The sequence below is a fragment of the Caballeronia sp. HLA56 genome, assembly GCF_054655155.1.
This window is the reverse complement of sequence record NZ_BAAHOB010000005.1, coordinates 1888942-1913214: the sequence shown is the minus strand read 5'-3', so window position 1 is coordinate 1913214 and position 24273 is coordinate 1888942. Positions and strand designations below refer to the sequence as shown.

Below are 24273 nucleotides of genomic sequence, written 5' to 3'. Positions count from 1 at the left end.
CGAGCAGAATGCGACAGGCGGCGCGCAATATACGACCCGATTCCTTTCGAGGGAACACCATGCCTTTGCCTACCGCCCCGGCCAAGCTCGGCCATCTCCTCCCGGCTGAGGAATACAAAGCCAAAGCCCGGCCGTCGAAGCAGAAGAAACAGACGTCGTCATCCGGCGACGAGGAAAACGGCGCGGTCCAGACCGTCGCCGCCGAGCGTCCCGCGGCGAATGCCGCGCATACGCTGCGTTCCATCGCGAGCGAGGTGCTGACCCAGATTCCGCTCGAAGCGCCGAGCGAAGCCGTCATGGCCGCCGCGCCCGCACCCGCCACGCGCGCACGCCGCACCAAACAGACCGCCGCGCTCCTGCAACCGACGCCGAACGCGCGTCAGGCAGCCGATGAAGCCGCGCCCGCAACGCCTGTCGAACCCGCCGCGCGCGAAGCCCGTACCGGCCGCGCGGATGCACCCGTCGCGCCCGCGGCCACGACCGCCGCGCGCGCCGCGAAAGAGCCGGCCGCGCAGAACAAACGCCGTCAGCGCGGCGTGCAGGAAGCCGAATTGCACAAGCTTTTCGTGCTCGATACCAACGTGCTGATGCACGATCCGAGCTCGCTCTTCCGCTTCGAGGAGCACGACGTCTATCTGCCGATGATGACGCTCGAAGAACTCGACAATCACAAGAAGGGCATGTCGGAAGTCGCGCGCAATGCGCGTCAGGTGAGTCGCACGCTCGACGCGCTCGTCGCGCACGCGGGCGAGATGTCGGCGGGGCTGCCGCTCGCCGCGCAGGGTAATCGCGACGCGCTCGGACGGCTCTACTTCCAGACGACGCTCACCGATATCGAACCGGTCGAAGGCTTGCCTGTCGGCAAGGCGGACAACCAGATTCTCGGCGTCGTGCGCGCGTTGCAGAAAGAGCGCCCGGACCGGCAGGTCGTGCTGGTGTCGAAAGACATCAACATGCGTATCAAGGCGCATGCGCTCGGCCTGCCCGCCGAAGACTACTTCAACGATCAGGTTCTCGAAGACAAGGACCTGCTCTATTCGGGCGTACGCGCGCTGCCGCAGGACTTCTGGACCAAGCACGCCAAGGGCATGGAGAGCTGGCAGGACACGAAAACCGGCACCACGTATTACCGCGTGACCGGTCCGCTGTGTTCGTCGATGCTCGTCAACGAGTTCGTCTATCTGGAGCCGCAGAACGGCGAGCCGTCGTTCCATGCGGTGGTGCGCGAGTTGAACGGCAAGACGGCGCTCTTGCAGACGCTGCGTGACTACGGCCATCACAAGAACAACGTGTGGGGCATCACGGCGCGCAATCGCGAGCAGAACTTCGCGCTCAACTTGCTGATGAACCCGGAGGTCGATTTCGTCACCCTGCTCGGTCAGGCCGGCACCGGCAAGACGCTCATGGCGCTTGCCGCCGGCTTGGCGCAAGTGCTCGACGACAAGCGCTACAACGAGATCATCGTGACGCGCGCGACCGTGCCGGTGGGCGAGGACATCGGCTTTTTGCCGGGCACCGAGGAAGAGAAGATGCAGCCGTGGATGGGCGCATTCGACGACAACCTCGAAGTCCTGCAGAAAACCGACGATGCCGCCGGCGAATGGGGCCGCGCGGCGACGCAAGAACTGATTCGCTCGCGTCTCAAGGTGAAGAGCATGAACTTCATGCGCGGCCGGACGTTCGTGGATAAGTACGTGATCATCGACGAGGCGCAGAATCTCACGCCCAAGCAGATGAAGACGCTCGTCACGCGCGCGGGTCCGGGCACGAAGATCATTTGCCTGGGCAATATCGCGCAGATCGACACGCCTTATCTGACTGAAGGCAGTTCCGGCCTGACGTACGTGGTGGATCGCTTCAAGGGATGGACGCATAGCGGCCATGTGACGCTTGCGCGCGGCGAGCGCTCGCGTCTGGCGGATTACGCGTCGGATATTTTGTAAGCGCTTTTGACTTGACGAAACGGCCCGGTGAAGCGATTCGCCGGGCCGTTTCTATTCGTCCGATCGTTTCGCCACTGCAACACTTACGACGCAAACTTCATGTGATGTCTCAGGAAAACTTGCCGCACGTCCGTTCGGCGGTCTAGTATCGACAGACTGCCCTCTTTTGGCGAGATGCTGCTCGCCGTCTGCAATGCGTCGAATCTGGCTGCCGCTTCTTGTCTCCGTTCTGCTCGCCGCGTGTGGAAGCGTGCCGCAGGAGAGCGCGCGCAAGCCGGCGGCATCGTCGACAGCCGCGAATCGCACGTACAAGCCGCCTCCTGGTTTCCCGACTTTCGTCGACCATAGCGTCGGGCGCGAGGAAATCTCGATTCAGGCGATGGCGCTCGTGGGTGTGCCGTATCGATGGGGTGGGAATACGCCGGAAGCGGGCTTCGATTGCAGCGGACTCGTACGCTACGTGGTGGATCGCGCGGCGTCGGTGAATCTGCCGCGAACGACCGCCGAGATGAGCGGGCGCGGGGAATCGATCGAGCCGGACGGCGTTGCGCCCGGCGATCTGATTTTCTTCAACACGACGGGGCGGGCGCATTCGCATGTCGGGATTTATGTCGGCAAGTTGCGGTTCGTGAATGCGCCATCGACGGGCGGGACGGTCCGGCTCGATTATTTGACCAATCCTTATTGGGCAAAGCGTTTCGACGGAATCAGGCGCGTTGCGCCGCCGAAGAGCGGGCCCGCGCCTTTCGATGCGCCGACGTACTTGGCGTCGCCTGCTGGGTCTGACGTGCCGACGGCGGCAGGCGCGAGCGCTCAGGCTTCGGCTAATGGACGGTTATCTTCGACGCCTGCCGATTCATATGCTAGGGAAAGCGCGGCGGGGACGAGTAACGAGGCATATCAACCGCCTGTATCGGCATTGAATGCGGGGGAACGGCGAAGCACGGTGACCAATGCCGCACGATCCAACGCCGATGCGTTCGAGCCGCCGCCATCCAGGTTGAGTGCAGCGCAGCGGCAGGCGCTTGCGGCCGGCGCGACGGCCAGTTCCGCGCGATCGAATGCCGATGTTTCCGAGCCGCTCCCATCGACCTTGACCGCAGGGCAGCGACAGGCACGCGCGGCAACCGGTACTGGACAATCCAGTACCGATGCCTTCGAGCCGCCGCCACCTACTTTGAGCGCGGCGCAGCGTCAAGCGCTTGCGGCAGGTGCAACCACCGATACCGCACGATCCAGCGCCGACGCCTTCGAACCTCCGCCGCCCGCCTTGAGCGCCGCGCAACGCCAAGCCCGCCTTGCCGGTGCAATCGCGCCATCCGCGGTGGCAGGCTCGGCAAACGCTTCCCCCGATCCCATCCAAGCCGCCGCCGACGCCTTCGAACCGCCGCCGCCGACATCGAACGCCGCACGCAAGCAAGCGCGCGCGGCGCAGGCAACGAGCGATCCCGCCGATCCGCCCGCGCACGTCATCCGCGCATCGACCGGCTCGCTTACCGCGCCGCGTTCGAACCAAGCTGACGATCCCATCGCGCGCTTCGCCACCGGCAGCAACTGAGACTCACACGAGATTCACGGCGCGCGGCCGCGTCCCGAACACCGACTTTGAGGCCGGAATCTCTTCGTCGCGCTGTTCGCGTCTGCCGTTTTGTTCTGTCCGCGTTGCCCTATATCGCCGGATTTAGGCTTCATGGATAGAAATAGCCCTTCGGTTTCGGCACCGCCGCGCGCGGCTTAAGCGCATCCGATACATATCGAACCGAGCGAAACGCAACCCCATCGTCGTCCACAGTCCTCGCCCCTCTCTGCTATCGTGACTAGATCCCGCCGCGACAGGCGGCGCAATCAGAAGGAGCCAATCACCATGGACTTGGGTCTTGCCGGGAAAGTCGTCCTGATCACGGGCGGCAGCAAGGGAATCGGTTTTGCATGCGCAAAAGCCTTTGCAAGCGAAGGCGCAAAAGTCGCGATCGTCTCGCGCGATGCCGCCAACCTCGCGCGCGCCCGCGAACAACTCGCGAAAGAAGGTCATCACGTGCATCTCGCCCGCGCCGATCTGCACGAAGCGCACAGCGCCGAAGATGTCGTCGAGGAAGCGAGCGCCGCGCTCGGCCCCATCGACATCCTGATCAACAGCGCCGGCGCCGCGCGCCGCTACGATCCCGACACGCTTGACGCTGCCGCGTATAAAGCCGCGATGGACGCGAAATACTTCTCCTACGTCTATCCGCAGCAAGTGGTGCTAAAGCGCATGGCCGAACGCTTGCGCGGCGATCCGAACATCGAGCCGGGCGCGATCGTGAATATTGTCGGCATGGGCGGCAAAATCGCGTCGGACATTCATATTGCGGGCGGCGCGGCCAATGCGGCGCTCATGCTCAATACCGTCGGCCTTGCGCATCACTATGCCAAGCTCGGCATTCGCATCAACGCGATCAATCCGGGATCGACGCTCACCGAACGCGTCGAGGAAGCCCTCGCGCTCGAAGCCGAACGGCAAGGCACGACACGCGACGCCGTGCTCGCCGAGAGCCAGTCGAAGGTGCCGCTTGGCCGCTACGCGAAACCCGAGGAAATCGCCGACGTCGCGCTGTTCCTGGCGAGCCGTCGCGCGAGTTATGTATCGGGCGCAATCATTCCGATGGACGGAGTGTCGTCGCCGATCATCTGAGAGCGACGCCGCCGAGCGCGGCAATCGATTTGCGACAGATGCAAAACGGCCCCGTCGTGAACGGGGCCGCTGAAGAAACCGACTACAAGATACGGTGACCGATCCACCAACCGACCGCCGCGAGCACCGCGGATGCCGGAATAGTCAAGATCCACGCCCACACGATATTTCCCGCGACGCCCCAGCGCACCGCGCTGAATTTCTGCGTCGCGCCCACACCGACGATGGCGCCCGTGATCGTATGCGTGGTGGACACCGGAATGCCGAGGAACGATGCGACGAAGAGCGTGATCGCCCCGCCCGTTTCCGCGCAAAAACCACCGACAGGCTTGAGCTTGGTGATCTTCTGACCCATGGTGCGCACGATGCGCCAGCCGCCGAACAAAGTGCCAAGACCCATCGACAGGTAACACAAACCGATAACCCAGATAGGCGGCGCATCTGCCGCGGAAGAAGCGTAGCCAGTCGCGATCAGCAGCATCCAGATGATGCCGATGGTCTTCTGCGCGTCATTCCCACCGTGGCCGAGCGAATAGAGCCCGGCGGAAATGAGCTGCAAGCGCCGGAAGCGCCTATCTACCTTCGATGGCGGCGTGCGGAAATACAGCCACGACACGAGCAGCATGAAAAACGAGCCGAGCACGAAGCCGAGCAGCGGCGAAATGAAAATGAACGCGACAGTCTTCAGGAGACCGTCCATGTTGAGCGATCCCCAGCCCGACTTGGCGAGGGCGGCACCGACGAGTCCGCCGATCAGCGCGTGCGACGAGCTAGACGGAATGCCGTAGTGCCATGTGACGATATTCCAGCCGATCGCGCCGACGAGCGCGCCGAAGATCACGTAGTGATCGACGATATCGGGATCGATCGTTCCCTTGCCGACGGTCGCCGCGACCTTCAGGTGGAAGATGAAATACGCGATGACGTTGAACGCCGCCGCGAAAGCGACCGCTTGTTGCGGCTTGAGCACGCCGGTGGAGACCACCGTGGCGATGGAGTTGGCCGCGTCGTGAAAGCCGTTCATGAAGTCGAACGCGAGCGCGACTATGACGAGCAAGGCGACTGCCCAGATGGCGAGTTGAATCGAATGCATCGGTTGCTTTTGTTTTGACCAGCTGTGAAAAGCGCCGGTTTTGTCCTCTTGACCCGCCGCACGGAGCTTTGATCACGCGCTGGCGGGCATGGCCGGCGTGGTCAGGCGTTTTCCAGAACGATGCCTTCGATGATGTTCGCGACGTCTTCGCACTTGTCGGTGATCGTCTCCAGCAACTCGTAGATGGCCTTCAGCTTGATCAGCGTCTTGACGTCGTCTTCCTCGCGGAAAAGTTTCGACATGGCGGAGCGCAAGACGCGGTCGGCGTCGGATTCCAGGCGGTCGATTTCTTCGCAGATCTTCAGGATTTCGCTCGCGCGCTTCATGTCCGCGAGCAATTCCACAGCCTTCTGCACACGCAGGCATGTCGCCGTGCAGATGTGCGCGAGCTGGCTCGCCTCGGAAGTCACCGCGCGTACGTCGTAGAGCGAAATGGCCGTGGCGACGTCCTCCATCAAGTCGAGGATGTCGTCCATCGTCGTGATGAGCTTGTGGATTTCGTCGCGATCGAGCGGCGTGATGAAAGTCTTGTGCAGCAGATCGATGGTTTCGTGCGTGAGCTTGTCGGCGCGCTTTTCGGCCGTCTGGACGTTCTGCTTGTGGACCTCGGCTTCGTCGAGGTTATCGATCAGCAATTCGAGCTCGCGGCTTGCATCGATGATGCATTTCGCGTGCGCATTGAAAATCTCGAAGAATTTGCCCTCGGTGGGCATGAAACGACCGAACATGAAAATCCCGAAAAATGGGTCAATGAGACAGACATCAAACCGACATATTGTACCTTTGCCCGGCAGCCCACGCACCGCGCGCGAAGCGCCGCGCGGCGCGTGTCAACACGAAGTCTTGACATCGAGCAGAAGGGATGCGCGCGGCTTCGGGCGTTATTCGCCGTAAAAACTCTGCGCGCCGGCGAAATTGTCGAACTTCGTGTATTGGCCGTGGAAAGTCAGCCGCACGGGCCCGATCGGACCATTACGCTGCTTGCCGATGATGATTTCCGCCGTGCCCTTGTCCGGGCTGTCGGGGTTATAAACTTCGTCGCGGTAGATGAAGAGAATCACGTCCGCGTCCTGCTCGATAGCGCCGGATTCCCGCAAATCCGACATGATCGGACGCTTGTTGGGGCGCTGTTCCAGACCGCGATTCAACTGCGAAAGCGCGATCACTGGCACGTCGAGTTCTTTCGCGAGCCCCTTGAGCGAGCGCGAGATTTCCGAGATTTCGGTCGCGCGGTTTTCGCCGCCGCCGGAGCCGGACATCAGCTGCAAATAATCGACGATGATGAGCCCGAGCTTGCCGCACTGCCGCGACAAGCGCCGCGCGCGAGAGCGCAGTTCCATGGGGTTCAGGCCGCCCGTTTCATCGATGAAAAGCTGCGCCTCGCTCATTTTCTGGACCGCGTGCGTGAGCTTCGGCCAGTCTTCGTCGGTGAGGCGGCCGGTACGCATTCTGTGTTGATCCAGCCGGCCGACCGAGCCGAGCATACGCATGGTCAGTTGCGTGCCTGGCATTTCCATTGAGAAAACGGCGACGGGCAAACCATACTCCACCGCCACGTATTCGCCGATGTTCATCGAGAACGCCGTCTTACCCATCGACGGACGTCCCGCCACGATGATCAATTCGCCGCCGTGCATGCCCGACGTCATGCGGTCGAGGTCGACGAAGCCGGTGGGTGTGCCCGTGACATCGCTCGGATTGGCCGTGTGGTAAAGCGTGTCGATGCGCTCGACAACTTGCGTAAGCAGCGGTCCGATTTCCAGAAAGCCCTGCGTGCCGCGCGCCCCGTCCTCGGCGATGGAAAACACACGCGATTCCGCCTCGTCCAGAATCTGGCGCACTTCCTTGCCTTGCGGATTAAAGGCATCGGCGGAAATTTCATCGGCGACGGAGACCAGGCGGCGCAGCACCGCGCGATCGCGCACGATTTCCGCGTAACGGCGAATGTTCGCTGCGCTAGGCGTGTTCTGAGCAAGCGCATTCAGATACGCGAGCCCGCCCACTTCCTCGGCCTTGCCGGCCATGTTGAGCGCTTCGTAGACGGTAATGACGTCGGCGGGCCGCGTGGTCGAGATCAGCTTGCCAATGTGCTCGTAGATGATCCGATGGTCATAGCGATAAAAATCGCCTTGCGACATCACGTCGGCGATTCGGTCCCACGCCGCGTTGTCCAGCAGCAAACCGCCGATCACCGATTGCTCGGCTTCGATCGAGTGCGGCGGAACCTTCAGCGCGTCGAGTTGCGGGTCTTTGGACGGAGCGTTCATGGGGTGGAATTATCGATGAAATAGACGCAAGCGGACAATAAAAAAGGCAGGAACCTGAAACGGTTCCTGCCCTTCTTTTCTGCCGGACTCGGCTGGCTGGGCGTGAAGCCTTACCAGCGGTCCGCAGCAACCTTAGGCGTGCTCGCCCAGCACCGACACCGTGACGTCGACCAGCACGTCCGTATGCAGCGCCACTTGAACAGCGTGGTCGCCCACCAGCTTCAGCGGGCCTTGCGGCAGACGCACTTGCGCCTTTTCCACTTCTGCGAAGCCTTGAGCCTTCAGTGCTTCGGCGATGTCGGCGTTCGTGACCGAGCCGAACAGACGGCCGTCCACACCTGCCTTCTGCGAGATCTGAACCGTGAAGCCGTTCAGCTTTTCGCCTTGCTTTTGCGCGGAAGCCAGCTTTTCAGCGGCAACCTTTTCGAGATCGGCGCGGCGCACTTCGAATTCGGCGATTGCGTCTTTCGTTGCGCGGCGAGCCTTCTTGCCGGGGATCAGGAAGTTACGTGCGTAGCCGTCCTTGACCTTGACGATGTCGCCCAGGTTGCCCAGGTTGACGACTTTTTCCAAAAGAATGATTTGCATTTTGGCTTGTTCCTTATGCGTCGTCTGATTAGGCCTTGTGCAGGTCGGTGTACGGCAGGAGCGCGAGGAAACGCGCGCGCTTGATTGCCGTGTCGAGCTGGCGCTGATAGTGCGCCTTCGTGCCCGTCAGACGAGCCGGCGTGATCTTGCCGTTTTCGCCGACGAAGTCCTTCAGCGTTTCCGTGTCTTTGTAGTCGATGTACTCGACACCGGCTGCCGTGAAACGGCAGAACTTCTTGCGCTTGAAGAGCGGGTTTTGTTGCTGACGACGCTTGTCGAATTTCTTACCAGTCGGGCGGGGCATGTTCAGTCCTTTCCAATGTCCTGCAATTCTGTGATGTGAAACACCAGGGTTCGTGCGTTGCGGCTTTTTTTAGCCAGAAAGCCGGTGAAGCGTGTTTCCACGCCCATCTGACAGCTTTCCAGTCTGCCGCTCACCTCGCCGGCGGCTACGGCCGGCATTGTCAGTTCGACTTGACGGGCAATGCCCGCTTCGACGACTTCCGTTCGGTGATGCAACGTGCAGCTTGCGATTGGTACGCCGGCGGGCGTGTATCGCACCGGTTCGCGTTCCACGACGCTTGCTGTCAGTTGCAGCCTGTTCACTTAATTTCTGGTGGCTGACGAAAATCTTCGCCTTAAGCCTGCGCTTCGGACGGCTGCGAGGCCGCCTTCTTGGCTTCTTCGCGCTGCACTTCCTTCATCATCGGCGACGGGCCGGTTTCGGCCTTCTTCATCTTGACGATGAGGTGACGCAAAACGGCGTCATTGAACTTGAATGCGTGCTCGAGTTCTTCGAGCGTAGCTTGATCGCATTCGATGTTCATGCAGACGTAGTGAGCCTTCGCGAGTTTCTCGATCATGTAGGCCAGTTGGCGACGGCCCCAGTCTTCGATACGGTGGATCTGGCCACCGTGCGAGGTGATCGTGCTCTTGTAGCGCTCGATCATGGCGGGCACTTGCTCGCTCTGATCGGGATGCACGATAAATACGATTTCGTAATGACGCATATTCACTCCTTGTACTGAACTTTTGGATTAAAGCCACCCGGGCGTCGGACCGGTGCGGCAAGTGAGAAGCCCAAGACTATAACGCGATGCCTTCCCCAAGGCAAGCCAAATCGGCGGTTTCCGAAAAACTTTGGCCATGATTTCAAGCAGTTACGACGTGGCCGCACAAAGCCGCACGAGTCGCACAAAGTCGCACAAAGCCGCACAGAGCCGCACGAGCCGCACAAAGCCGCGCGAGCGACGCTCAAGCTGCGTGCGTTCCGGCGGGCAATGGTTCGCCGGGAAGCGCGAGCGGACGGCTCCAATAACCGTCCTGCGCGTAAATTTCCTTCAAATAATCAATAAAGTAGCGCACGCGCGCCGGAACGTAGCGCTGCTGCGGATAAACCGCGAGGATGTCGTAGTCGGGCAACTCGAAGTCGTCCAGCACGGTTTCGAGTTCGCCCGACGCCAACTGACGCTGAATCTCCCAGGTCGAACGCCAGCCGAGCCCGAGCCCCTCCGACGCCCAGCGATGCAGCAACTCGCCGTCGTTGCAGTCGAGATTGCCGGTCACGCGCACCGTCACGAGCTTGCCGTTACGGCGAAAGTACCAGCCGCGGTTCTGTCCGCCTTGCAAATTGAACGCAAGACAGTTGTGATTCGGCAAGTCTTCGAGCGTCTTCGGCCGGCCGTGCTTCCTGAAATACGCGGGCGTGCCGCAAACCACGCGGCGGTTGCTCGCGAGCTTCACGGCGACGAAGTTCGGGTCCACCGCTCCGCCGATGCGGATCGACAAGTCATAACCTTCGCGCACCAGATCGACGACGCGGTCGGTCAGATTGAACGACATCTGCAATTCCGGTTTGTCGACGAGGAAAAGCGGCGCGTGCGGCGCGACATGCATGCGCCCAAACGCCGCCGGCGCCGACACGATCAGATGCCCGCCCACCGCGCGCCGGCCGGCCGCGAGTTCGTTCTCGGCCTGATCCCACTCCGCGAGCAGATTCTTGCAGCGGTCGAGAAACGCCGCGCCCTCTTCGCTCACGACGAGCCTGCGCGTCGAGCGATACATCAGTTTGACGCCTAGGCGCTTTTCGAGCGCGTCGATGCGGCGGCCCAGGATCACCGGCGACACGCCCTCCTCCAGTGCCGCCGCCGCGAGACTGCCGGCTTCGGCCACGCGCACGAAGGTTTCGATCTGCTTGAAGCGGTCCATCTCTTTGTCTCCGGCCTCATTCGATACTTTTTGTTTGGTAAAAAACGACTGCGGTTGATCTTATCAAACCTTTTGCACGCGCCTAAAGTGCATCGGAAGCCTGCTGCCATGCGCACGACCAAGACAGCAACCCCGAATAGAGACCCCTGGAAGGAGACAACCATGCCCAAGATGAGAGCCGTCGACGCAGCCGTCCTCGTGCTGGAGAAGGAAGGCATCGACACCGCGTTCGGTGTGCCCGGCGCCGCCATCAACCCGTTTTACTCGGCGCTCAGAAAAGCCGGCAGCATCAGCCACGTGCTGGCGCGCCACGTCGAGGGCGCCTCGCACATGGCCGAAGGTTATACGCGCGCGGCTCCCGGCAATATCGGCGTTTGTATCGGTACGTCGGGGCCGGCGGGCACGGACATGATCACGGGCCTCTACTCGGCTCAGGCGGATTCGATCCCCATTCTCGCGATCACGGGCCAGGCGCCACGTGCGCGTCTGTACAAGGAAGACTTCCAGGCCGTCGATATCGAATCGATCGCCAAGCCCGTCACCAAGTGGGCCGTCACCGTGCGCGAACCGGCGCTCGTGCCGCGCGTGTTTCAGCAGGCGTTCCATCTGATGCGCTCGGGCCGTCCGGGTCCGGTGCTGGTCGACTTGCCGATCGACGTGCAGCTCGCCGAGATCGAGTTCGATATCGACACCTACGAGCCGCTGCCGATCTACAAGCCGAAAGCCACGCGCGCTCAAGTCGAAAAAGCGCTCTCGATGCTCAACGACGCCGAGAAGCCCTTGATCGTTTCCGGCGGCGGCGTGCTGAACGCAGCGGCGGAAGATCTGCTCGTCGAGTTCGCCGAAACGCTCGGCGTGCCAGTGATCCCGACTTTGATGTCGTGGGGCGCGATTCCCGACGATCATCCGCTGATGGCAGGCATGTGCGGTCTGCAGACGTCGCACCGCTACGGCAACGCGACCATGCTCGCGTCGGACTTCGTGCTTGGCATCGGCAATCGCTGGGCGAATCGCCATACGGGCAGCGTCGAGGTCTACACCAAGGGCCGTAAGTTCGTGCACGTGGATATCGAGCCGACGCAGATCGGCCGCGTGTTCGGACCGGACCTCGGCATCGTGTCGGATGCGAAGTTCGCGCTCGAACTCTTCGTCGAAGTGGCGAAGGAATGGAAGGCCGCGGGCAAGCTTGCGGACCGTTCGCAATGGGTCAAGGACTGCCAGCAACGCAAGAGCACGATGCTGCGCAAGACCCACTTCGACAACGTGCCGATGAAGCCGCAGCGCGTCTACGAAGAGATGAATCTCGCGTTCGATCGCGACACCTGCTTCGTCTCGACGATCGGTCTTTCGCAGATCGCGGGCGCGCAATTCCTGCACGTGTTCAAGGCGCGTAACTGGATCAACTGCGGCCAGGCCGGCCCGCTCGGCTGGACGATTCCCGCCGCGCTCGGCGTGCGTGCCGCGGACCCGCAACGCAAGATCGTCGCGCTCTCGGGCGACTACGACTTCCAGTTCATGATCGAGGAACTCGCCGTGGGCGCGCAGTTCAAGCTGCCTTACGTGCACGTGGTCGTGAACAACTCGTATCTCGGTCTGATTCGTCAGGCGCAGCGCGGCTTCGACATGGACTACTGCGTGCAGCTCGCGTTCGACAACATCAACGCGCCGGAGCTCGAAGGATACGGCGTGGATCACGTCGCGGTCGCCGAGGGTCTCGGCTGCAAGGCGCTGCGCGTGCACAAGCCCGAAGACATCGCGCCGGCGTTGAAACAGGCGCAGGCGCTCGCGGCGCAACATCAGGTGCCGGTCGTGGTCGAGATGATTCTCGAACGCGTGACCAACATCGCGATGGGCACCGAGATCGACGCGATCAACGAGTTCGAAGAGCTCGCCGAAACGCGCGCCGATGCGCCGACCGCCGTGACCGTGACGCCGCTCGACTGAGCGTCCTAGAACTGACCGACCATCAGGAATAAAGACATGCCGAAATTTGCCGCGAACCTGACCATGCTGTTCAACGAAGTCCCTTTCCTCGACCGCTTCGCGGCGGCGTCGAAGGCGGGCTTCAAGGCGGTCGAGTTCCTGTTTCCGTATGCGTACTCGACCGGCGATTTGCAAGCACGCATCGAGGAACACGACCTGCGGATCGTGCTGCACAACCTGCCCGCGGGCAACTGGGAAGCGGGCGAACGCGGCATCGCCTGCCTGCCGGATCGCGTGAGCGAGTTCCGTGAAGGCGTGCCCCGCGCAATCGAATACGCGAAGGCGCTGAAGGTGCCGCAAGTGAACTGCCTCGTTGGCATTCCGACGGCGGGGGTATCGAAGGAACAGGCGCGCACGACGATCATCGAAAACCTGCGCTTCGCCGCCGATGCATTGAAGAAGGAAGGCATCCGCCTGCTCGTCGAGCCGTGCAATGCTTACGATATTCCGGGCTTCGCGCTGAACCGTTCGTCCGAAGGGCTCGACGTGATCCGTGCGGTCGGCTCGGACAATCTGTTTCTGCAATACGACATCTATCACATGCAGCGCATGGAAGGCGAACTGGCCGCGACGATCAAGAAGAACCTGCCGTCGATCGCGCATATCCAGCTCGCCGACAATCCGGGGCGCAACGAACCGGGCACGGGCGAGATCAACTACGCGTTCCTGTTCGATCTGCTCGATTCGATCGGCTACGAAGGATGGATCGGCTGCGAATACAAGCCGCTTGCAAGCACCGAAGCGGGCCTTGGCTGGCTTCGCACGATCGCCGCCGCAAAGCCGCGCGCCGCCGCTTAAAACCCGAGACACAAGGAGAGCAAGAGAGTATGGCAACCATTGGATTCATCGGCCTTGGCATCATGGGCGCGCACATGGCGCGCAACCTTTTGAAGGGCGGTCACAAGCTCGTCGTGAACGGCAAGTTTCCGGTGCCCGACGACATCCGCGCACAGACGCAAGTCGCGGCCGATTCCACCGGCGTGGCGCAAGCGAGCGAGATCGTCATCACGATGGTGCCCGACACGCCCGATGTCGCCAACGTCCTCTTCGCCGATGACGGCGTGGCCAACGGCCTCACGAAGGGCAAGCTCGTGATCGACATGAGCTCGATCAACCCGCTCGATACGCAGGACTTCGCGAAGAAGATCAACGCGCTCGGCTGCGACTATCTCGATGCGCCCGTGTCCGGCGGCGAAGTCGGCGCGCGCGAGGCATCGCTCACGATCATGGTGGGTGGCCCGCAGAAATCGTTCGATATCGCGAAGCCTCTGTTCGATCTCATGGGCAAGAACATCTCGCTCATCGGCGACAACGGCGCGGGTCAGACCTGCAAGGTGGCGAATCAGATCATCGTCGCGCTCAACATCGAAGCCGTCGCCGAGGCCTTGTTGTTTGCCTCGCGTTCGGGCGCCGATCCGGAACGCGTGCGCCGGGCGTTAATGGGCGGGTTCGCCGCGTCACGCATTCTCGAAGTGCACGGCGAGCGCATGACGAAGCGCACATTCGACCCGGGCTTCCGTATCGAACTGCATCAGAAGGACTTGAATCTTGCGCTCGAAGGCGCGCGCAAGATGGGTCTCGCCCTGCCCCACACCGCGAGCGCGCAGCAGTTGTTCAGCGTGTGCGCGGCCAATGGCGGCAAAGCCTGGGATCACTCGGGACTCGTGCGGGCGCTTGAAATCATGTCGAACTTCCAGGTTGCTCAAGAACCGCAGAAGGCGAAAGCCGCGGCTTGAACGACCGGTACCGTGGGGCGTCCCGCGTATGGGCACGCGGGACAAATGCCGCTCTGGGCTGAGGGCGGCAAGTGGGGTCCGAGAGCGGCACCCGTCGGTCGAGCCGGGTAAGCCTTGGTCGGTCAGACGGTTTTCCGTCGGGTGTCCGCGTCGGATTGTTGGATCGCGCATGAACCAGCCATTGTCACAATCTCCGAACTATCCTTGAAGTGATGCGACTAACGAAGCCTTGCCCTGGCGCAAGCGCTCACCATCGACACTTAAGGAGTTCAGCAATGGGAATCCTCAGCTTTATCAAGGAAGCAGGCGAGAAGCTCTTTGGTGCAACCTCGCAAACCGCGCAGGCCGCGCCTGCGGCCGTGGATGTCGCGGAGCTCAATCTCAAGGCCGGCGAAGCCATCGCGACGTACATTCGTTCGCAAGGGCTCGAAGCGCAGGATCTGCAAGTGAAGTACGACGGCGCGTCGCACACGGTCACCGTATCGGGCGAAGCCGCGGATCAGGCCACGAAGGAGAAGATCCTCGTCGCGGCGGGCAACGTGCAGCACGTGGACAAGGTGGATGACCAACTGACCGTGCCGTCGCCCGCTCCGGAGTCGCAATTTCATACGGTCGTGGCCGGCGACAATCTCTGGAAAATCGCGGAGAAGTATTACGGCAGCGGCGCGAAGAACGATGTCATCTTCGAAGCCAACAAACCCATGCTCAAGAGCCCGGACAAGATCTATCCGGGACAGGTGCTACGCATTCCGGCTGCAAGCTGAAGCAACGAAAAACGCGAACTCCGGTTCGCGTTTTTCGTTTCGGTTTCAGTATGTCTCGAAGATGCGCTGCAGGCCGGGCGCATCGCTCACGCCTCTCGCGAGCGCCAGTTGCAACAGCACGCGCGCCTTGTACGGATTGAGCGTGCCCGCGCTGACGGTGCCGAGCGCATCGTCGGATGCGGCGCCGTTGCGCATCACATGACCCGAGCCAACGCGCGACGAACGCACCACCGCCACGCCTCGCCCAATGGCATCGGCGAAGGCTTGCGCGAGCGTCGAACTCATGGAGCCGTTGCCGGTACCCGCAAGCACGATGCCCTTCACGCCAGCGCCGACGAGCGCATCGACCGGAACGCGCGATACGCCCGCATAACTCGCGACGATTTCGACCATCGGCCAGTCTTGCGGCACGGTGAATTCGCTCGCGAGCGTGTGCGGCCGCACGACCGTGCGTTGAAACTCGACGCGTCCGTCCTGCACGAAACCGAGCGCGCCCGCTTCGGGCGAACGGAAGGCATCGACGGCATAGGTGCTCGTCTTCGTGACTTCGCGTGCGCTGTGGATCAAATTATTGAACGCGATCAGCACGCCCTGCCCCGCCGCCTGCCTCGAAGCGGCGACCGTGAGCGCGTTGAGCAGATTCAACGGACCATCGGCGGACAGCGCACTGGAGGGCCGCATCGCCGCGGTCAGGACGACCGGCTTCGCGCTCTTCACCGTCAGATGCAGCAAGTAAGCGGTCTCTTCGAGCGTGTCCGTGCCGTGCGTGACGACCACGCCATCGATATCGTCTTGCGCGAGCAGTGCATCGATCCGCCGCGAAAGCGTCGTCCACAGCGCGGGCGTCATGTCCTTGCTGTCGATGCTCGCAATCTGTTCCGCGTGAATGCGCGCGACCGAGCCGAGCGCGGGCACGGCTTCGAGCAGCTTGTCGACGCCGACCACGCCTGCTTTGTAACCCGCTGTCCTGGATGCATCGCCAGCTTGTCCGGCGATGGTGCCGCCCGTCGCGAGAACGGCGAGGCGCGGCAAGGTATCGAGAGAAGTGTTCATGCCGGCGATTGTAAATCAGCCGGGATGAACCTGAACTCGCTCAAGCCGCTTCGCGCAGTTGCGCCGCGATCTGCGCCTCGTCGAGTTGCGGCGCGAACATCTCGATCAGCCGGTAAGCGTAGGCCCGCAAGAACGCGCCCTTGCGCAAGCCGACGCGCGTCGTGCTCGCCTCGAACAGATGCTGCGTATCGAGCGCGACGAGTTCGCTGTCGCGCTTCGGGTCATACGCCATCGCCGCGACGATGCCGATACCCATGCCAAGCTCGACATACGTCTTGATCACGTCGGCATCGATGGCGGTGAGGACGATATCGGGAATGGCACCCGCGCTCGCGAAGGCCTGGTCGATATGCGAGCGTCCCGTGAAATCCTGATCGTAAGTGACGACGGGATACTCGGCGATCTGTTCCAGCGTGATGTTCTCGAGTCCGACGAGCGGATGGCCCTTCGGCACGACGACCGTGTGATGCCACGAGTAGCACGGGAACGTGACGATGTCGGGATAGCGGTCGAGCGCTTCCGTCGAGATGCCGATATCCGCTTCGCCGTTGATGATCATCTGCGCGATCTGCTGCGGACTACCCTGACGCAGCGCGAGATGCACCTTCGGGAACACTTCCGTGAACTGGCGGATCACCTTCGGCAGCGCGTAACGCGCTTGCGTGTGCGTCGTCGCCACGACGAGATGGCCGTTGTCCTGATCCGCGAACTGGCGCGCGACGCGGCGCAGGTTTTCAGCGTCGAGCAACATGCGCTCGATCAGCTGATGCACCTGTTTGCCAGGCTCGGTAAGACCGGTCAGACGCTTGCCGCGTCGGATGAAGATATCGACGCCGAGTTCGTCCTCGAGGTCCTTGATCTGCTTCGACACGCCAGACTGCGACGTATAGAGCACGTTCGCGACCTCGGTCAGATTCATGTTCTGACGCACTGCTTCGCGCACGAAGCGCAATTGCTGGAAGTTCATTTCAGCCTCTCTTTATGCCGTTGCTTTTGTTTGTTGTGCCCCGCTCGCATCGCCTGCCGGGAAGACGCGCAACGCGCGCGGCACGGCGGTCGCGCCGTCGCCTACGTCGAGTCGCAGCGTGCGCCACGACTCGCGGTCGAGTTCCGCTTCGAGAATGCGCCCCGAGTTGCCTTCGAGTTCCACGCGCACGGAGCCGCCGAGCGTCACCACGCGCCGCACGCCGACCACGATGCCGTCGCGATGCGTGCCATCGACGGGATAGATCGCCAGATCGTGCGGACGCACGTAGGCCAGCGCGCGGCCGCTGAAATGCGCGGGCACGGCAATGGCCTGCGTGGCGCCATCGGCGACGAAGCCGTTGGCATCGACATGACCTTGCAGGCGATTGGCCGCACCGAGGAACTCGTAGACGAACGAGGTCTGCGGATGGTCATACACGTCTTGCGGGCTGCCCACCTGCTCCACGCGCCCGTGATTCATCACGACGATGCGGTCCGCCACTTCGAGCGCCTCTTCCTGGTCGTGCGTGACGAAGAGCGTCGAGATATGCAGATCGTCGTGCAGACGGCGCAGCCAGCTACGCAATTCCTTGCGCACCTTGGCGTCGAGCGCGCCGAAAGGTTCGTCGAGCAGCAGCACTTTAGGTTCGACGGCAAGCGCTCGCGCCAACGCGATACGTTGACGCTGACCGCCCGACAGTTCGGACGGAAAGCGCTCCGCGAGCCAGTCGAGTTGCACGAGCTTCAACAATTCATGCACCTTCTCGCGGATGACGGCCTCCGTTGGCCGCTCGCGGCGCGGCTTCACGCGCAAGCCGAAGGCGACGTTCTCGAACACGGTCATGTGGCGGAACAGCGCGTAATGCTGGAACACGAAGCCGACTTGCCGCTCACGCGCGCCCACTTCGGCAACGTCCTCGCCGTTGAGCACGACCTGACCGGCATCGGCATATTCGAGGCCGGCGATCACGCGCAAGAGCGTGGTCTTGCCGCAGCCGGAAGGTCCGAGCAGCGCGACGAGTTCGCCCGACGGAAAATCCAGCGTGACGTTGTCGAGCGCGGTGAAGGTGCCGAAGCGCTTCTGCAGATTGCGAACGATGATGCTCATGATTGATCCACGCCTTCCATTTATACGGTTGCCTTCACGTCGCTCAGCGTGGCCGTCATGCGGCGCTCCGCGAGCAGCTTCAGCCCGAGCGTGACGAGTGCGAGCAATGCAAGCAGCGACGCCACCGCGAAGGCGGCCGAGAAGTTGTATTCGTTGTAGAGAATCTCGACGTGCAGCGGCATGGTGTCGGTCTGGCCGCGAATGTGGCCCGAGACCACCGAGACCGCGCCGAACTCGCCCATCGCGCGCGCGTTACAGAGAATCACGCCGTAGAGCAGGCCCCACTTCACGTTGGGCAAGGTCACGCGCCGGAAGATCTGCCAGCCCGACGCGCCGAGCACGTGCGCGGCCTCTTCCTCGTCGTTGCCTTGCGCCTGCATCAACGGAATCAGTTCGCGCGCGACGAACGGGAACGTCACGAAGATGGTCGCGAGCACGATTCCCGGCACCGCGAAGATGATCTGCACATCGTGCGAAATCAGCCACGGTCCGAACCAGCCCTGCGCGCCGAACATGAGCACGTAGATGAGGCCGGAGATCACGGGCGACACCGAGAACGGCAAGTCGATAAGCGTCGTCAGAAGAGCCTTGCCGCGAAACTCGAACTTGGCGATGGCCCACGATGCCGCGAGCCCGAACACCACGTTGAGCGGCACGGCAATCGCGGCGGTCAAGAGCGTGAGCTTGATGGCCGACCACGCGTCCGGGTCCTTGAGCGAATCGAAGTAATAGTCGATGCCCTTCGCGAAGGCCTGCACGAACACGGCGACGAGCGGCACGACCAGAAACAGCGCGAGAAACACAAGCGCGATACCCGTGAGTATCCAGCGCACGGCGCGCGGTTCGGTGACGGGATTGAGCCGGTTGGTCTCGCCGCGCGCGGCAGTGTTCACGGGAAGCGCCTTGCTGTTTGGCGTGCTCATGCGTGACCTCCGCCCGGAGTTCCGGCATGCAGCGAGGGCCCCGCGGCCACCACGGGCGCCGCGCCCGTCTTGCTCGTGCGGCGTTGCAGGAACCATTGCAGCGTGTTGATGAGGAGCAGCATGAGAAAGGACACGCACAGCATCACGACGGCGATGGCCGTCGCGCCGGCATAGTCGTACTGTTCGAGCTTGGTGATGATGAGCAGCGACGTGATCTCCGACTTCATTGGGACATTGCCCGCGATGAAGATGACCGAACCGTATTCGCCGAGCGCGCGCGCGAACGCAAGGGCGAAACCGGTCAGAAGCGCGGGAAAGAGCGCCGGCAACACGACGCGGCGAAACGTCAGCCAGCGCGTGGCGCCGAGACATGCGGCGGCTTCTTCCTGCTCGCGCTCGAAGTCTTCGAGCACCGGCTGCACCGTGCGCACGACGAACGGCAAGCCGATGAACGTCAGCGCCACGAGCACGCCGAGCGGCGTGAACGCCACCTTGATGCCGAGCGGCGCGAGATACTGCCCGATCCAGCCGTTGCTCGCGTACACGGCGGCAAGCGAAATGCCGGCGACGGAGGTCGGCAGCGCAAACGGCAGATCGACGATGGCATCGACGACACGCTTGAACGGGAACGTGTAGCGCACGAGCACCCATGCGACCAGGAAGCCGAAGATCGCGTTGATGACCGCCCCGCCGAGCGCCGCCGTGAAAGTGAGCCGATACGACGCCAGCACACGCGGCCCGGTGACGGCGCGAACGAACTGCGCCCAGTCGAGCGTCGCGGTCTTGGCGAAGGTCGCCGCAAGCGGAATCAGCACCACGAGGCTCAGGTAAGCCACCGTGATGCCGATCGTCAGCCCGAAGCCGGGTAACGCACTCGGCTTTCGGAAAGTGAACGTTGTCATCTTTGCTTCATCCTTGATCGTCCTGCCTTCGGCGCCCGGGGGATAAGCGCACTGTTTTTTAGTCTCGTCATGCGCGGCCGTCTTTGCGGCCGCTTTCATTGCGACTCGAGCGCCTCGCGGCGCCCGGTCTCTTGTCTGCTTACTGCGGCTGATAGATCGAATCGAACACGCCGCCGTCCGCGAAGTGCGTCTTCTGCGCTTTGGTCCAGCCACCGAAGGTGTCGTCGATGGTGTAGAGCTTGAGCTTGGGGAACTGCTTGGTCAGCTCGGTGGGCACCTTGTCCGAACGCGGACGATAGAAATTGCGCGCCGCGATCTGCTGGCCTTCGTCGCTATACAGATACTTCAGATACGCTTCGGCCAGCTTGCGCGTGCCGTGTTTGTCGACGACCTTGTCCACCACCGCCACCGGCGGCTCGGCCAGAATGCTCACCGAAGGAACCACGATCTGAAACTTCTCCGGACCGAATTCCTTGAGTGACAGGAACGCCTCGTTTTCCCATGCGATCAGCACGTCGCCCTGACCGCGCTGCACGAAGCTGGTGGTCGCGCCGCGTGCGCCGGAATCGAGCACGCCTGCGTTCTTGTAGAGCTTGGTCACGAACTCCTTCGCGGTCTCTTCGTTGCCGCCGGGCTTGTGTTGCGCATACGCCCACGCCGCCAGATAGTTCCAGCGCGCGCCGCCCGAGGTCTTCGGGTTCGGCGTGACGATCGACACGCCCGGCTTGGTGAGATCGTCCCAGTCCTTGATGCCCTTCGGGTTGCCCTTGCGCACTAGAAACACAATGGTCGACGTGTACGGCGATGCATTGTCCGGCAGACGCTTCTGCCAGTCCGTCCCGACGATGCCCTTGGAGGCGAGCGCGTCGATGTCGTAAGCAAGCGCAAGCGTCACGACGTCTGCCTGAAGCCCGTCTAGAACCGCGCGCGCCTGGCCGCCGGAACCGCCATGAGATTGCTTGAAGGTGACCGTTTCGCCGGTGTCCGCCTTCCACTTCTTCGCAAAGGCCTGGTTGAAGTCCTGATACAACTCGCGCGTCGGATCGTACGAGACGTTCAGAAACGACGTGTCCGCGTGCGCGGTGGCCGAGATTCCGAAACTGGCCGCCGTGATCGCCAGCGCGGCAAAGATTTGTTTCGCGCCGCCCTTCAATCCAGCCCTGATGCTATGCATTCCCCGTTCTCCGTCTTATCGAATTGACGGAATCAGTCTAAAGGCGAGCTTATATGATTAGAAATAATTGTTTCTCACTTTTTTAGATGCAAAAGTGCTAAAGCGAGGTTTTTCGCAGTCCGAGGGACGAATAGCGACGGTTTGAGCGCGCTGCAGCCTTGTCAGTAAAGGATCTGGCGATGAACTTCAAGTAAAGCTTGAAAAGCGCGAAATACTGTATAAAAATACAGTCATCTGTCCATCCATACAGTGCGCCGAGGCTCCAGCAAGTGACCAAACCCTCAAAACTTACCGCGCGACAGCAGCAAGTGTTCGAGCTCATCCAGCGAGCCATCGACCGCACGGGCTTTCCGCCCACGCGTGCCGAGATCGCCGCCGAGCTTGGCTTCAGCTCCGCGAACTCCGCCGAGGAACATCTGCGGGCACTGGCGCGCAAGGGCGTGATCGAACTCGCGGCGGGTTCGTCGCGTGGCATCCGCCTGTTGGGAGGCTCCGCGCGCATCGACCGTTCGGACGACCTTCCGCATCAGTTCACCTTGCCGCATCAGAGCATCATGCAGTTGTCGCTTCCGCTGGTCGGGCGCGTTGCGGCGGGCAGTCCCATCCTTGCGCAGGAGCATATTTCGCAACACTACGCGTGCGACCCTGCGTTCTTTTCGGGCAAGCCTGACTATCTGCTGAAGGTGCGCGGCTTGTCCATGCGCGACGCGGGCATTCTCGACGGCGACCTGCTTGCCGTACAGAAGCGCAATGAAGCGAAAGACGGGCAGATCGTGGTCGCGCGTATTGGCGACGACGTCACGGTGAAGCGCTGGAAGCGCCGGCCAGATGGCGTGGAATTGGTCGCGGAGAATCCCGACTACGAAAACATCTTCGTGCGCTCCGGCAGCGGCGACTTCGCGCTGGAAGGAATCGCGGTCGGGCTCATCCGCTCCGGCGAGTTCTAACGTACGACTCGAGCGCGCGGCGCGTCAACACCGCCGCCCGCTTCGCCTCCTCGCCCTCGCGCGACGCGGCACGTTTCAAAAATTACAAGCATGACGGCCACCGCTCGCGGCGTGCCGCGGTGCGTCCTATCGTCTGTCGTCTGTCGTCCGCCGTCTGGAGAGTCATCATGGAACGTTTCGCCCGTTTGCTGCCCTTTCGTCAGTTTGGCCGTCTGCGTCATTTGCGCTCGCTGATCTCATGCGCCGTGGCGCGACCTGAAGCGGCGCCCGATCTCTTCGACGAGATGCCCGCGTTGCCGTCGCGTCAACCCGCCTTCGCCCGTGTGTCGCTCAATAGCGCGGTGCATGCGGAATCGGAACAGCGCGCGCCGGTGCGGGTGTATCGCAGTGAGTCGCGGGTAATCATGGTCGGCAATATCGGCGAGGTGTCGCGCATGATCGACCGGTGTATCGACGAGGAACGCGCCGGCGTTAGCAGCGGCATTCTGGCCTGAGCGCGGTCGAGCGTTTGCCGAGTGAATTTGAGTTATGTGCAATGCAGGCAGTCCGCAATCTATCGGCTGCAAGGAATGAAGCTCGGGATATATCCGGCGTGAACATGGTCAATCGTTCTTTCATGTCACCCATGTCACGCCAGGGGTCGTTCCTTCGCATGTCCCGCACTACGCGTTGTTTCGTCGCCGCGCTCGTCATTCTCTTCATCGTTGCAGGGTTAAGCCTTGTCTATGCGTCGCCCTATATCGCGCTGAACCGCGTCAAGCACGCGGCCGATGCGCGCGATGCACAGACCGTCAACGAATACGTCGACTTCCCTGCACTGCGTGAAAGTCTCAAAGAGCAAGTCGGCGCACTGCTGACGCGGCGCGTCGATATCCAGACGAGCGGCAATCCGCTCGCGATCATCGGTGCAATGATCGGCGCGGCGCTCGTAGGGCCGCTGGTGGATTCCTACGCTACGCCCGAAGGCGTCGCCGCGATTTTGAATGGCATTCCGCCGCGGGGAGATCTAGGCGAGCATCCACCCGATGTCGTGCCACCGGTTCGAGACGGTCAGGCGGCGGCGAGTTCACCGCCGTCGGAAGCGGCATCGGGCATGGTTGCGACTCAAGAACCGCCGCGACAACCACCGCAGACCACGGCCGGATATCGCAGCTTCGATACGTTCGTGGTGACCTACCAGCACGGTGCCGGCGATGCGCGGTACTCCGCGATCTTTCATCGGTACGGGTTGATAACGTGGAAGCTGGTCGCGGTTGATTTGAACGGGTGAGTTCGTTGTTGGACAACCATTAAAGTGCCGGTAAGCGCTTCATGGCATTTTTTGCGGCGTTAAGCGTGCGCGGCCGTCACGCAAGGAGACGGCAGCTGGCGGCTGATAGCGCAAAACAGCACTGGCCCGACGCAGGCCAGCCTCATCGCGCAAACCTATCCTCAAACACTTACTTCGGCCCGGTCCGGCTTCGCCGCATAAGCCGCCTCATCTTCCGCTTCGGCCGACTCACCTGCCTGACAAACCGCAACCAATATGCTGCATGACACGCGATCGAGCAGCGGTGTGTTGCCCGCGCCCATCCACCAGCGCGCGAGACCGCTGCGGCATCGATGGCCGACCACGACCAGATCGACCTTAAGAATTTCCGCCAGCGTGGCGATTTCATCGATCGGATGCCCGAATGCGAAATGGCCCTGCGCCTGCAAGCCGCGTTCGCGCAGCCACTCCACGCCTTCTTGCAGGATATCGCGTGCGGCATCCTCGAACCGTCCGCATGCCATGTCGGTCAGAAGACCGGCGCTTTGCGCAATGCTCGAACGCATATCCACCACCGCCAGCACGTGCGTCTCCGCGTTCAAGGCAAGCGCGAGATTCGCGCCCTGACGCAACGCCTTGCGGCCCTCTCTGGAGCCGTCGTAGCACAACAGGATTTTTCGATAGCCTGACATCATGAT

General features: G+C 62.2%; 25 protein-coding genes. 10 read left to right on the top strand and 15 right to left on the bottom strand.

Annotated elements, in window-relative coordinates:
• Positions 1-59: 59 nt before the first annotated feature.
• The 3 genes from ACYQ47_RS28535 (at position 60) to ACYQ47_RS28525 (ending at position 4614) form a co-directional block, all read left to right on the top strand.
• A complete protein-coding gene (locus ACYQ47_RS28535) occupies positions 60-1943 on the top strand; it encodes a PhoH family protein (RefSeq protein ID WP_459908051.1) in 1884 nt (627 codons plus the stop codon).
• Between the two features lie 193 nt (positions 1944-2136).
• Complete coding sequence (locus tag ACYQ47_RS28530) at positions 2137-3501, top strand: C40 family peptidase (protein ID WP_459908049.1); 1365 nt, start codon at positions 2137-2139, stop codon at positions 3499-3501.
• 306 nt (positions 3502-3807) lie between these two features.
• Positions 3808-4614 (top strand): SDR family oxidoreductase, encoded by an 807-nt coding sequence (locus ACYQ47_RS28525; protein ID WP_244825216.1) that lies wholly within the window; start codon positions 3808-3810, stop codon positions 4612-4614.
• Between the two features lie 82 nt (positions 4615-4696).
• Here the strand turns inward: ACYQ47_RS28525 and ACYQ47_RS28520 are convergent, their stop codons facing one another.
• From ACYQ47_RS28520 to ACYQ47_RS28485, 8 genes are all read right to left on the bottom strand, one after another.
• Positions 4697-5707: an inorganic phosphate transporter gene (locus tag ACYQ47_RS28520; RefSeq protein WP_244825217.1), complete on the bottom strand. Its 1011-nt coding sequence runs from the start codon at positions 5705-5707 to the stop codon at positions 4697-4699.
• Between the two features lie 101 nt (positions 5708-5808).
• Positions 5809-6435, bottom strand: coding sequence for a DUF47 domain-containing protein (locus ACYQ47_RS28515; protein WP_244825219.1), 627 nt, complete (start codon positions 6433-6435; stop codon positions 5809-5811).
• 153 nt (positions 6436-6588) lie between these two features.
• A complete protein-coding gene (locus ACYQ47_RS28510; RefSeq protein WP_244825221.1) occupies positions 6589-7974 on the bottom strand; it encodes a replicative DNA helicase in 1386 nt (461 codons plus the stop codon).
• A gap of 132 nt (positions 7975-8106) precedes the next feature.
• The gene (gene rplI, locus ACYQ47_RS28505; protein WP_244825222.1) at positions 8107-8562 is read right to left on the bottom strand and encodes a 50S ribosomal protein L9; all 456 of its coding nucleotides are present in this window, start codon (positions 8560-8562) and stop codon (positions 8107-8109) included.
• 28 nt (positions 8563-8590) lie between these two features.
• Positions 8591-8866, bottom strand: coding sequence for a 30S ribosomal protein S18 (rpsR, locus tag ACYQ47_RS28500; protein ID WP_060857153.1), 276 nt, complete (start codon positions 8864-8866; stop codon positions 8591-8593).
• Positions 8867-8868: 2 nt separating this feature from the next.
• The gene (gene priB, locus ACYQ47_RS28495) at positions 8869-9168 is read right to left on the bottom strand and encodes a primosomal replication protein N (protein ID WP_244825224.1); all 300 of its coding nucleotides are present in this window, start codon (positions 9166-9168) and stop codon (positions 8869-8871) included.
• Between the two features lie 32 nt (positions 9169-9200).
• Complete coding sequence (gene rpsF / locus ACYQ47_RS28490; RefSeq protein WP_061117413.1) at positions 9201-9572, bottom strand: 30S ribosomal protein S6; 372 nt, start codon at positions 9570-9572, stop codon at positions 9201-9203.
• Positions 9573-9816: 244 nt separating this feature from the next.
• A complete protein-coding gene (locus ACYQ47_RS28485; RefSeq protein WP_244825225.1) occupies positions 9817-10770 on the bottom strand; it encodes a LysR family transcriptional regulator in 954 nt (317 codons plus the stop codon).
• 162 nt (positions 10771-10932) lie between these two features.
• Between ACYQ47_RS28485 and gcl the strand changes: the two genes are divergently transcribed.
• The 4 genes from gcl to lysM all read left to right on the top strand — a co-directional run bounded on the left by gcl (position 10933) and on the right by lysM (position 15253).
• Positions 10933-12714 carry a glyoxylate carboligase gene (gene gcl / locus ACYQ47_RS28480; protein WP_244825227.1) on the top strand — a complete coding sequence of 594 codons (1782 nt, stop codon included), beginning with the start codon at positions 10933-10935 and terminating at the stop codon, positions 12712-12714.
• A gap of 36 nt (positions 12715-12750) precedes the next feature.
• Positions 12751-13551 carry a hydroxypyruvate isomerase gene (gene hyi, locus ACYQ47_RS28475; RefSeq protein WP_250464776.1) on the top strand — a complete coding sequence of 267 codons (801 nt, stop codon included), beginning with the start codon at positions 12751-12753 and terminating at the stop codon, positions 13549-13551.
• 29 nt (positions 13552-13580) lie between these two features.
• The gene (locus ACYQ47_RS28470) at positions 13581-14489 is read left to right on the top strand and encodes a 2-hydroxy-3-oxopropionate reductase (protein ID WP_244825230.1); all 909 of its coding nucleotides are present in this window, start codon (positions 13581-13583) and stop codon (positions 14487-14489) included.
• Between the two features lie 275 nt (positions 14490-14764).
• Positions 14765-15253, top strand: a complete 489-nt coding sequence (lysM, locus tag ACYQ47_RS28465; protein ID WP_250464772.1) for a peptidoglycan-binding protein LysM — start codon at positions 14765-14767, stop codon at positions 15251-15253.
• Between the two features lie 45 nt (positions 15254-15298).
• Here lysM and ACYQ47_RS28460 read toward each other — a convergent pair whose 3' ends face one another.
• The 6 genes from ACYQ47_RS28460 to ACYQ47_RS28435 all read right to left on the bottom strand — a co-directional run bounded on the left by ACYQ47_RS28460 (position 15299) and on the right by ACYQ47_RS28435 (position 21379).
• Positions 15299-16306, bottom strand: a complete 1008-nt coding sequence (locus ACYQ47_RS28460; protein WP_459908040.1) for an asparaginase — start codon at positions 16304-16306, stop codon at positions 15299-15301.
• Positions 16307-16346: 40 nt separating this feature from the next.
• Positions 16347-17273 (bottom strand): CysB family HTH-type transcriptional regulator, encoded by a 927-nt coding sequence (locus ACYQ47_RS28455; RefSeq protein ID WP_244825235.1) that lies wholly within the window; start codon positions 17271-17273, stop codon positions 16347-16349.
• 12 nt (positions 17274-17285) lie between these two features.
• On the bottom strand, positions 17286-18380 hold the full coding sequence (locus ACYQ47_RS28450; RefSeq protein WP_310395894.1) for a sulfate/molybdate ABC transporter ATP-binding protein: 1095 nt from the start codon (positions 18378-18380) through the stop codon (positions 17286-17288).
• A gap of 20 nt (positions 18381-18400) precedes the next feature.
• The gene (gene cysW / locus ACYQ47_RS28445) at positions 18401-19303 is read right to left on the bottom strand and encodes a sulfate ABC transporter permease subunit CysW (RefSeq protein WP_244825238.1); all 903 of its coding nucleotides are present in this window, start codon (positions 19301-19303) and stop codon (positions 18401-18403) included.
• Positions 19300-20205, bottom strand: a complete 906-nt coding sequence (cysT, locus tag ACYQ47_RS28440) for a sulfate ABC transporter permease subunit CysT (protein ID WP_244825239.1) — start codon at positions 20203-20205, stop codon at positions 19300-19302. Before cysT ends, cysW begins: the two co-directional genes overlap by 4 nt.
• 139 nt (positions 20206-20344) lie before the next feature.
• Positions 20345-21379 carry a sulfate ABC transporter substrate-binding protein gene (locus tag ACYQ47_RS28435; RefSeq protein ID WP_459908036.1) on the bottom strand — a complete coding sequence of 345 codons (1035 nt, stop codon included), beginning with the start codon at positions 21377-21379 and terminating at the stop codon, positions 20345-20347.
• Between the two features lie 269 nt (positions 21380-21648).
• On the opposite strand from ACYQ47_RS28435, the gene lexA reads away from it, so the two are divergent.
• From lexA to ACYQ47_RS28420, 3 genes are all read left to right on the top strand, one after another.
• A complete protein-coding gene (gene lexA / locus ACYQ47_RS28430; RefSeq protein ID WP_250464764.1) occupies positions 21649-22326 on the top strand; it encodes a transcriptional repressor LexA in 678 nt (225 codons plus the stop codon).
• 167 nt (positions 22327-22493) lie between these two features.
• The gene (locus tag ACYQ47_RS28425; RefSeq protein ID WP_244825242.1) at positions 22494-22820 is read left to right on the top strand and encodes a hypothetical protein; all 327 of its coding nucleotides are present in this window, start codon (positions 22494-22496) and stop codon (positions 22818-22820) included.
• 158 nt (positions 22821-22978) lie between these two features.
• Positions 22979-23596, top strand: coding sequence for a DUF2939 domain-containing protein (locus ACYQ47_RS28420; RefSeq protein ID WP_459908033.1), 618 nt, complete (start codon positions 22979-22981; stop codon positions 23594-23596).
• Between the two features lie 161 nt (positions 23597-23757).
• Here the strand turns inward: ACYQ47_RS28420 and ACYQ47_RS28415 are convergent, their stop codons facing one another.
• Complete coding sequence (locus ACYQ47_RS28415; protein WP_459909352.1) at positions 23758-24267, bottom strand: universal stress protein; 510 nt, start codon at positions 24265-24267, stop codon at positions 23758-23760.
• Positions 24268-24273 lie beyond the last annotated feature (6 nt).

Excerpts from the sequence above, each read along its gene's own strand:
- ACYQ47_RS28470 (WP_244825230.1), top strand. The coding sequence starts at position 13,581 with ATGGCAACCATTGGATTCATCGGCCTTGGCATCATGGGCGCGCACATG.
- ACYQ47_RS28525 (WP_244825216.1), top strand. The coding sequence starts at position 3,808 with ATGGACTTGGGTCTTGCCGGGAAAGTCGTCCTGATCACGGGCGGCAGC.
- ACYQ47_RS28455 (WP_244825235.1), bottom strand. The coding sequence starts at position 17,273 with ATGAACTTCCAGCAATTGCGCTTCGTGCGCGAAGCAGTGCGTCAGAAC.
- ACYQ47_RS28435 (WP_459908036.1), bottom strand. The coding sequence starts at position 21,379 with ATGCATAGCATCAGGGCTGGATTGAAGGGCGGCGCGAAACAAATCTTT.
- ACYQ47_RS28510 (WP_244825221.1), bottom strand. The coding sequence starts at position 7,974 with ATGAACGCTCCGTCCAAAGACCCGCAACTCGACGCGCTGAAGGTTCCG.
- ACYQ47_RS28530 (WP_459908049.1), top strand. The coding sequence starts at position 2,137 with ATGCGTCGAATCTGGCTGCCGCTTCTTGTCTCCGTTCTGCTCGCCGCG.
- ACYQ47_RS28485 (WP_244825225.1), bottom strand. The coding sequence starts at position 10,770 with ATGGACCGCTTCAAGCAGATCGAAACCTTCGTGCGCGTGGCCGAAGCC.
- ACYQ47_RS28420 (WP_459908033.1), top strand. The coding sequence starts at position 22,979 with ATGTCCCGCACTACGCGTTGTTTCGTCGCCGCGCTCGTCATTCTCTTC.
- rpsR (WP_060857153.1), bottom strand. The coding sequence starts at position 8,866 with ATGCCCCGCCCGACTGGTAAGAAATTCGACAAGCGTCGTCAGCAACAA.
- rpsF (WP_061117413.1), bottom strand. The coding sequence starts at position 9,572 with ATGCGTCATTACGAAATCGTATTTATCGTGCATCCCGATCAGAGCGAG.
- lysM (WP_250464772.1), top strand. The coding sequence starts at position 14,765 with ATGGGAATCCTCAGCTTTATCAAGGAAGCAGGCGAGAAGCTCTTTGGT.
- cysT (WP_244825239.1), bottom strand. The coding sequence starts at position 20,205 with ATGACAACGTTCACTTTCCGAAAGCCGAGTGCGTTACCCGGCTTCGGG.
- hyi (WP_250464776.1), top strand. The coding sequence starts at position 12,751 with ATGCCGAAATTTGCCGCGAACCTGACCATGCTGTTCAACGAAGTCCCT.
- ACYQ47_RS28450 (WP_310395894.1), bottom strand. The coding sequence starts at position 18,380 with ATGAGCATCATCGTTCGCAATCTGCAGAAGCGCTTCGGCACCTTCACC.
- ACYQ47_RS28415 (WP_459909352.1), bottom strand. The coding sequence starts at position 24,267 with ATGTCAGGCTATCGAAAAATCCTGTTGTGCTACGACGGCTCCAGAGAG.
- ACYQ47_RS28515 (WP_244825219.1), bottom strand. The coding sequence starts at position 6,435 with ATGTTCGGTCGTTTCATGCCCACCGAGGGCAAATTCTTCGAGATTTTC.
- ACYQ47_RS28460 (WP_459908040.1), bottom strand. The coding sequence starts at position 16,306 with ATGAACACTTCTCTCGATACCTTGCCGCGCCTCGCCGTTCTCGCGACG.
- ACYQ47_RS28520 (WP_244825217.1), bottom strand. The coding sequence starts at position 5,707 with ATGCATTCGATTCAACTCGCCATCTGGGCAGTCGCCTTGCTCGTCATA.
- ACYQ47_RS28425 (WP_244825242.1), top strand. The coding sequence starts at position 22,494 with ATGGAACGTTTCGCCCGTTTGCTGCCCTTTCGTCAGTTTGGCCGTCTG.
- cysW (WP_244825238.1), bottom strand. The coding sequence starts at position 19,303 with ATGAGCACGCCAAACAGCAAGGCGCTTCCCGTGAACACTGCCGCGCGC.
- ACYQ47_RS28535 (WP_459908051.1), top strand. The coding sequence starts at position 60 with ATGCCTTTGCCTACCGCCCCGGCCAAGCTCGGCCATCTCCTCCCGGCT.
- rplI (WP_244825222.1), bottom strand. The coding sequence starts at position 8,562 with ATGCAAATCATTCTTTTGGAAAAAGTCGTCAACCTGGGCAACCTGGGC.
- gcl (WP_244825227.1), top strand. The coding sequence starts at position 10,933 with ATGCCCAAGATGAGAGCCGTCGACGCAGCCGTCCTCGTGCTGGAGAAG.